The following is an 8,342-nucleotide window of genomic DNA, read 5'->3' as shown; positions in this document are numbered from 1 at the left end:
CGTCCCGCCCGTCGAGTTCGAGACCACCCATTGGGCATCCCACGAGGTCGCCCGCTACCCTGAAGACCAGGTTCCGATCGGAACCGGTTCCAGATAACCGAGCCTCCACCAAACCCGGGGCGCTTCAAACTTCTGGTAATCGGTCTTGTCGGCCCAGTTGCCTTCACCTTCGCCACCGGCCACACCGTTGAGCATGTACAGCACGGGCGCCGGGCGGCTCTGATCACGCGGGAGGAACACGTCGAGCGGAATATTCCGATCCATCGACGCCGAGTAGACCGTGAATCGCTGATGCTGCGGCCCGTTGTTCTCGACGCTGACGATTCGCGACTGCGCCGCCGACGCCGGGCCCGCCCCCAGCAGTCCGGTAGCGATCAGCAGCGCAGCGCAGAGCACGACGAAGGCTCTGACTTGTGACATTGCCGTTCCTTTCGGGATATTCACGCCGAACGATACTCGCATATTCATTGCCGTTCGGACGGTCCATCCAATCGGCGGCGCGGTCGCACCCGGTATGCCCGGTCGCACCCTCGCCCTGACCACTCAGTATGTGAATCGACGCGGTAGGCGCGTCGCGTTACGGACCATCACGATTTTGGTCCGATCAGATGACGGCCGAGGTCCGGTCCAATCAGTCTGAATCCCTTTGTGGACCCCATCGCCCCGTGCTCGACGTCGACGTCGATGTTGACGAAGTCACCGGACACCCGCTGCCGCCAGTATTCGGTGATGCGTTCGGGCCGTTCGCGACGAGCAGTGAAGAAGAGTACCGGCGCGTCCACCTCGCCCGGCTCGTGATCGGCGAGCAACTCGGCTCCCGCCGCAAAGGCATCGATCATCCGACGAGCCAGTCCAGTCAGGTCTGACACCTCGGCGAACTGAGCCGCGAGCGTCTCGTCGGCCGCCGATTCGGCGCCGTTGCCGCCACGCAACTGCTCCCAGTCGGCCCGGAGCTCGGCGACCAGCGCCGCATGCTCGACTGCGGAGACCTGTTCTTCGTATAGCGCGCCGGCAGCGGGATCCATCAGGCCCAAGAACGCGACCTCATCACCGTCGGCCCGCAGCTTCTGGGCGACCGCGAAGGCGATGACACCGCCCAGCGACCAGCCGAGCAGATAGTAGGGGCCCCGAGGCGTGACCCTGCGAATCTCGGCGATATAGCGGTCGGCAAACTCGTCGATCGTCGACAACCGATCCGTATCAGCGACGACGGCGGGGTCCTGCAGACCGTACACCGGACGATCGTCGAGATAGGGCAACAGGCCTCCGTACACCCAGGCGACACCGTTAGCCGGAGGAAAGCAGAACAACGGGGGCAGCTTCCCTCCGGTCCGCAGCGCGATCAGCACACCACTGGCATCGGAGCCACCCGATATCACCGACGCGAGATCCCGCACTGTCGGGTGCGAGAACAACCAGGGCAATTCGACGGTGCGGCCACTCGCCTGCCGCAGTCTGGCGGCGAGCCTGACTGCGGCGAGCGAACTTCCGCCTAGGTCGAAGAACGAATCCAGCGCGGAAACCTGGTCGACACCCAGCACCTCGGCGAAGGCTGCAGCGACGAGCTCTTCGACGTCGCCCTGTGGAGCCACGTACTCGGCGGCGAGCTGCTGCATGTCGATCGGCGGCAGTGCGCGGCGGTCGATCTTGCCGGCGGCGTTCAGCGGTAGCTCATCGAGCACGGACCACACAGTCGGCACCATGTAGCCGGGCAGCGCGCGTCCGAGGGCCGCCTTCACCTCATCGAGATCGATCGTCGCCGGCGAGATGTAGGCGGCGAGGTGTTCGCCGCCATCCGGCGCCGCTGTGACCGTCACGGCTGCGTGCACGACGCCGCGGACCCCGCCGATGACCGACTCGACTTCACCCAATTCGATGCGCTGGCCGCGCAATTTCACCTGGAAGTCGGTGCGCCCCAGGTACTCCAGTGCGCCGTCGGCATTCCATCGCACCCGGTCACCGGTCCGGTATAGGCGCTCGCCGGCCACCCCGTACGGGTCCGCGACGAAGCGCTCTGCAGTCAGCTCCGGCCGGGAGGCGTATCCGCGGGCCAGCTGGATGCCGCTCAGGTAGAGTTCGCCGGCCACACCGATCGGAACGGGTGCGAGCCTGGAATCGAGGACGAGCGTGCCGATGTTGACCACCGGCCGACCGATCGGGACCGCAGTGTCTCCCGGCAACACCGTTTGCGCTGTCACGTCGACAGCGGCCTCGGTGGGACCGTAGAGGTTCTCCAACCGCACCCCGGGGAGCTCGGCGAGAAGTGCTTGAGCATTCGCCGCAGTGAGCGCCTCGCCCGAGGTGACCACCATCCGCAGCGAATCGAGCGCCCGCACCGAGTCGCCGAGCACTTCGAGGAACACCGAAAGCATCGACGGGACGAAATGCACGACCGAGACGCTGCGTTCCGCGATGGCCTTAGCCAAATAGTGCGGATCCCGGTGGCCATCAGGCTCGGCGATGACCACGGATGCTCCGCACATGAGCGGCAGGAAGAGTTCCCACACCGAGACATCGAACGTGTACGGCGTCTTCTGCAGAATCCGATCAGACTCAGTTACGGCGTAGTCTTTCTGCATCCAGGAAAGCCGATTGACGATGCCGGCCTGCGTCACCGTAACGCCCTTCGGCCGACCGGTCGAGCCCGAGGTGAACAGCGTGTACGCTGCGTGATCGCCGGTCAACAGCGCCGACCGCTCATCGTCTGAGACAGGCGATGCAGTGAGGTCGGTCGTACCCGCGGCATCGACCTCGATCACCGCGCGGCCACTCTCGGCGCGCAATGCCTCCGGTCGCTCCGCGAGCGCGGCGACAAGAACGAGAGTCGCGCCGGATACGTCGAGCATGTACTCGATTCGGTCCGACGGTGCCGCTGTGTCGATCGGGACATATTGTCCACCTGCCGCGATCACCGCGTGCACAGCCACCAGCATCTCCAACGAACGCTCGATCACCACTCCGACTGCGACGTCGGGTCCGACGCCGGCCGCGATCAGTTCGCGTGCGAGTACCGCTACCCGTGCCCCGAACTCGCGATATCCGACCTCGCGATCGCCGACGATCACCGCTGTCGAATCAGGCTTCCGCAGGATCTGCCCGGCCAGCGTACTTGCCAGCGTCTCCGTGGGACCGTTCTCAGTCTCGGGCCCGGCGGACAACTCGAAAGCCCGGAATTCCTCATCAAGCGCCAGGAACGGGACATCGCCCACGGCCCGTGCCGGGAGACTGGTGAGCCCACTGAGCAGCGTCACGAATCGCTCAGCCAAGCGAGCGATCGTCGGTTGGTCGAACAGGTCGGTCGCGTACGTGATGGACCCGATCCAGCCTGCTCCTGGAGCTGAAGTCAGCACGGCGAAAGCCAGATCTAGCTGCGCAGCGACCAGCGGGGAATCTACCCCCGAGATGGACAGGCCGACAATATCGGCCTCAGCCTGCTGGACCGACGCACCAGGATCGAACGACAACATCACCTGCGCCAGCGGCGCGAATGCCTCACTGCGCACCGGATCGAGAGCGTCAACGACCACCTCGAACGGGACCTCAGCGTGCGCGAAGCCTGCGAGATCAACTCGGCTGACCACGTCTACCAACGTATCGAAGGGCATCCCCATATCGATCTGCGTGCGCAGAACGAGGGTATTGACGAACATGCCGATCAGGTGATCCAGCGCTGTATCTCCACGCCCTGCTACCGGGATCGCCACCGCGATGTCATTCGTCGCCGTCAAGCGGGCAAGCAGAACGCTCAGGGATGCGTGAACAACCATGAATGGCGTTACGCCGCGCTGGCGAGCCAGTGCGCTGACTCTGTCCGCCACGTCCGCGGGGATCGTGAACCTGAACTCCGCGCCGCGATGCGAGGCAACGGCCGGCCGCGGACGGTCGGTCGGCAATTCCAAGACGTCGGGCACGCCGGCGAGTTGATCACGCCAGTATCGGAGTTGGCTGGCCACTACCGAGGCCGGGTCCTCCGCCGAACCGAGCACCCGATGCTGCCAGATCGCGAAATCTGCGAACTGCACCGGAAGCGGAGCCAAGTCCGGAGCCTCACCCGCGGCACGCGCAGCATACGAGGCCACCAAATCCGTGACGAATGGCAAACGGGATTCGCCATCGGCAGCGATGTGATGCATGACGACGGCGAGTACGTACGCGTTCTCACCGGCCGGCCACAGCCGAATCCGCAGCGGCCAATCGGTGGTGACGTCGAACCCGGATCGACATGCTTCGTCCAGCAGCTCCATCGAATCGACGACGGCCCAGTCGACGCGGTCATCGATCTCTGCGATGGCCCCGACCTGTTGGAAGGGCACTCCGTCGATCTCGGGGAACGACGTGCGCAACACCTCGTGTCGCTTGACGACATCGACGACCGCGGCGCGCAGCGCCGATACGTCAAGCTCACCGCTGATCCGCAGCACCGCCGGAATGTTGTATGTCGGCAGCGACGGATCGAAGCGGTTGATGAACCACATACGCTGCTGCGCGAACGACAGCGGAATCATGTCCGGCCGCGGTATCACCGCCGTCACCGGCGGGAGGGCAGCAGCTCGGTCTGCTACCGCGGCGACCAGTTGCCGCACGGACGGTGCTTCGAAGACGTCTCGCACCGATACCTGCACACCCAGCGCCTCAGACACTCGCGATACCAGGCGCATGGCCGCCAGCGAGTTGCCGCCGGCGTCGAAGAACGATTCGTCCACCGACACCCGGTCCACACCCAACAGACCGGCGAACACCGCCGCCACCGTCTCCTCAGCAGCGGTCTCGGGAGCCACGTACTCGACGGCGACCGACTCCGGGGCGGGAAGCGACCGGCGATCGACCTTGCCTGCTGTATTGAGCGGCATCTCCGCCAATGCCACCCACACGGTGGGCACCATATACTTCGGCAGCTGCTTGACTAAGTGTCGAGCGATCACATCGGTATCAAGAGTCGCCGGTGCGACGTAACCGACGAGGTGATCGCCGGCCGAACCCTCGACTACCCGGGCTGCCGCATGTACGACACCCTCAACGGCAGCAATTGCCGATTCGACCTCCCCCAATTCCAGACGCTGACCACGCAACTTAACCTGGAAGTCGGTGCGGCCCAGATACTCCAGATCACCGGACTGCGCGCTGCGGCGCACCAGATCACCGGTCCGGTACAACCGCGCACCCCGCTCCCCGAACGGATCGGCGACAAAACGCTCCGCCGTCAGATCCGCACGAGATGCGTAACCACGCGCGGACTGCACACCCCCCAGATACAGTTCGCCCGCCACTCCGTCAGGTACCGGATGCAGACGGCCGTCGAGAACCAGGGCCGTCGTATTGGCCATCGGGCGACCGATCGGCACCACCTCGCCGACCTGATCGAGTACCGCCGACATCGTGTACACGGCAGCCTCAGTCGGACCGAACAAGTTGACCAACTCGGCCTGCGGGATCCGGCGCCGGGAAGCCTTTGCCACCGCCGGCGGCAACGCCTCCCCTCCCGAGAACAACACCTGCAGGTCCGGCAACAACGGCTCATCAGCGACCACGTCCAGGAACGCCGCCAGCATCGACGGCACGAACTGCACCACCGACACACCCGACTGAGTCATGACCTCCGCCAGATACGACGGATCACGCTCACCGTCGGCCTCAGCGACGACCATCGTCTGCCCAGCCACCAACGGCCAGAACAACTCCAGCACCGACGCATCAAAGGTATGCGGCGTCTTGAACAACAAACGCTGCTCACCTGCAGGTATGAACTCGCCGAACCATGCCACGAAATTGCGTACCGCTCCGTGTGTCACGGTCACGCCCTTGGGCACACCCGTCGAACCCGACGTAAACAGCGTATACGCCGCATCCTGCGGCCGAAGCGTAGTCAGGCGGTCGTCGGGATCGAGAACGGGCGCATTCGCCATCGGGATAGCGGCGTCGACCTCGACGACCGGCACACCCAATCCCATCACGAAATCTGGCTGCGGGGCCCGCGCACGGACAAGCACCGCGTCCACTCCGGCGATCGCCGCCATGTACTCAGCCCGGTCCGCTGGCGCATCGACCGCGATGGGGACGTACTGTCCGCCTGCGGCAATCACCGCGTGCACGGCCAGCACCAGCTCGACGCTGCGGTCCATCACCACACCCACGGCCGATCCCGGTTGCACTCCCATGGCGATCAACTGGCGAGCGACGGCGCCGACCCGCCCACCGAATTCACGGTAAGAAATGTGTCTCGGTCCGGAGATGAGGGCGAGAGCCTCCGGCACCCGGGTCGCCACCGCGGTCACCGCGTCGGCGATCGTCTCAGCCCGAACCGGCGACAACGGCCCCGCGGATTCGGCGAGTACCGTCTCCTGCTCGGTCTCGTCAAGCCAGGCGGTGTCGCCCACGGGCGTATCGGGGGCGGCGACCAGACTGCCGAGTAGCCGGACGAAGCGCTCGCCGAACAGATTGATCGACGAGCGATCGAACAGCGCCGTCGCAAAGGTCAGCACACCCGTCCAACTCGCATCGGTATTCGTCGACACCGTGAGATTCAAGTCCATCTGAGCTGGCGCGCCGACCTCACCGAAAGGCTCGACGGTGAAGTCCGCGAACTGCACCGCAGCGTCGGGTCCGGCAACCGGGTCAACGGACAGGATCACCTGGACGAGCGGTGAGAAAGCCTCGCTGCGAACCGGGTCGAGTGCATCGACGATTGATTCGAAGGGGACCTCTGCATGCGCAAATGCTTCGATGTCGGCGGCGCGAGTACGCTCCATCAACCTGGTGAAGCTCTCGCTCGGATCCACCGCGGTGCGGAGCGCCAAGGTGTTGACGAACATACCGACCAGGGCACCCAGATCACGCGGTCCGCGTCCGTCGATAGGCGTGCCGATGACGATGTCGCGGGAACTGGACAGACGCGCGAGCAGCACCGCGAACACCGCATGGAGAACCATGAACCTGGATGCGCCCGTCCGGGACGCGAACGCGTCGACGCCGCGCGCAACCTCGGCCGGAATCTCAAAGCTGAGTCGCTCGCCCGTCGGCGAGAACACCGGCGGGCGCGGCCGGTCGGTCGGGAGGCTGATCACGTCCGGAACTCCCGCCAGCGTCCGCGTCCAGTAACCCAGTTGCTGGCCGATCAGCGACGACGTATCCGTGGGCGAGCCGAGCACTCTGTGCTGCCACAACGCATAGTCCGCGTACTGAACCGGCAACGGCGTCCACTCCGGAGAAGTGCGCAGGCTCCGTGCCAGGTACGCCGTCATCAGATCCGCGACCATCGGGCCATACGATTGCCCGTCGAAGGCGATGTGGTGCACGACGACCGCCAGTACCACTGCATCATCGCCTTCCACCAGGAAACGCACCCGGATGGGCATTTCGCGGGTGACCTCGAATCCACGGCCGAGGTCGGCAAACAGCTGCGCCGCGGAGGCAACACTTCGCATGTCGATCCGGGTGCTGGCATCACCGGCGGCGAGCACCACCTGGTGCGGCACACCGCCATGCTCGGGGAAGATCGTCCGCAGCACCTCGTGACGGGACACCACATCGATCACGGCCTGCCGCAGGGCACCGACGTCGACCGCACCGCGGAGCCGGAACACCCCTGGAATGTTGTATGTCGCCGCAGACGGATCCAGACGATTGATGAACCACATCCGCTGTTGCGCATACGAGAGCGGCACGCTGTCGGGCCGCGGAACAACGCTCGTCACCGGCGGAAGTGCGCCGCCGCGCCCCCTGGCGACAATGGTCAGCTGACGGACCGACGGGGCCGCGAAGATGTCGGCAATGGACAGATCGATATCCAGCGCCTTGCCCGCCCGTGCGACCAGCCGCATCGCGCTCAGTGAGTTACCGCCCGCATCGAAGAACGACTCGGTAACACCGACCCGCTCCACCCCGAGAACATCAGCAAACACACCAGCAAGTACCTCTTCGGCCTCACCGTCGGGTGCCACGTACTCGGTCACGGTCGACGACAAATCCGGTGCAGGCAACGCCCGACGATCCAACTTGCCCGCACTGTTAAGCGCCACCTCATCGAGCAACATCCACACACTCGGACGCATATACTCCGGCAACACCGCCGCCACATGCCCCTTGACAGCGTCAAGATCCACCGACACCGGCGACACATAACCGACCAAGAACTCGCCACCAGCGGGCGCCACAGCCACAGTCGCCGCCGCATGCACCACACCCGGCGCACCGGCAATCACCGCCTCAACCTCACCCATGAATCACCCCAGGTTTGATGCCGCTCCTTTCTGAGTCCCATCAGGAAGGATGACAATCATGCCCAAGAAGATCGATCCCGCCGTCCAGGCCCGTGCTGAGCGCCTGTGGCGCGAGCACGGCGCCGA

The 8,342-nt window shown here is 65.1% G+C and carries 1 protein-coding gene and 1 pseudogene; both read right to left on the bottom strand.

All coding sequences use genetic code 11. The annotated features are described in order from the left end of the window. Window positions 1-54 precede the first annotated feature (54 nt). On the bottom strand, window positions 55-444 hold the full coding sequence (locus ACSEEN_RS21030; RefSeq protein WP_440714218.1) for an alpha/beta hydrolase: 390 nt from the start codon (window positions 442-444) through the stop codon (window positions 55-57). A 143-nt stretch (window positions 445-587) separates the two neighbouring features. Then, window positions 588-8,216 (bottom strand): annotated as a pseudogene (locus tag ACSEEN_RS21025) (amino acid adenylation domain-containing protein); the annotation flags it as partial. Window positions 8,217-8,342: the final 126 nt, after the last annotated feature.

Source organism: Gordonia marina, assembly GCF_052036135.1.
GTDB lineage: Bacteria > Actinomycetota > Actinomycetes > Mycobacteriales > Mycobacteriaceae > Gordonia.
Note: the sequence above shows the minus strand (reverse complement) of the source record. Positions and strands in the feature narration are given on the sequence as shown.